Source organism: Halalkalibacter okhensis (genome assembly GCF_000787375.1).
Classification (GTDB): domain Bacteria; phylum Bacillota; class Bacilli; order Bacillales; family Bacillaceae_D; genus Halalkalibacter; species Halalkalibacter okhensis.
Genome location: NZ_JRJU01000095.1, coordinates 1 through 595 on the forward strand (window position 1 = coordinate 1; position 595 = coordinate 595).

The window sequence follows — 595 nt, forward strand, 5'->3', positions numbered from 1 at the left end:
TATCACCTCGTAACCATGTCTGAAGATCGATATATTGCATCTTCGTAATATCATCAAGGTGTTGAATTTGTTCGTAAAATGGAGTAGTAATCTTTTCATAGTTATATACTGATTGATACTGGCTTAACAACTTAAATTTATCGGCTTCCGAAAACATTTTTGCGTTCCCAAAGTAACGCTTTTCGATCGGTGTAAGCCCGCGTTCTATATAATTTCTGCCCTTTACTTTTTGTGGAACTCGATTAAGAATGAAATTCATCATTCTTTTACCACTATCCGGAAGTGATGATAAAGGACGAAGTGACAAAGGCTCCTTATAGATTCGGTAGCCTCCAAACAGTTCATCTGCACCCTCGCCAGATAAGACAACTTTTACATGTTTGGCAGCTTCCCTTGCTAAAAAGTAAAGGGGAATAGCTGCTGGGTCAGCAACAGGATCATCTAAATGCCAAATAATTTTAGGAAGTTCCTCAATAAATTCAGTAACTGAAACTTGATAATAAGAATTTTCAACCTCCAAAGCTTCCACTGTTTGCTTCACAGGATTTAGTTCATGATAACCTTCTTGCTCAAATCCAACAGTAAATGTCTTAAT

At 37.0% G+C, this 595-nt stretch carries 1 protein-coding gene; it reads right to left on the reverse strand.

The window, feature by feature from the left end:
* Positions 1-595, reverse strand: a 595-nt coding sequence (locus tag LQ50_RS24145; protein WP_034634312.1) for an asparagine synthase-related protein, incomplete at both ends; no start/stop codon positions are given.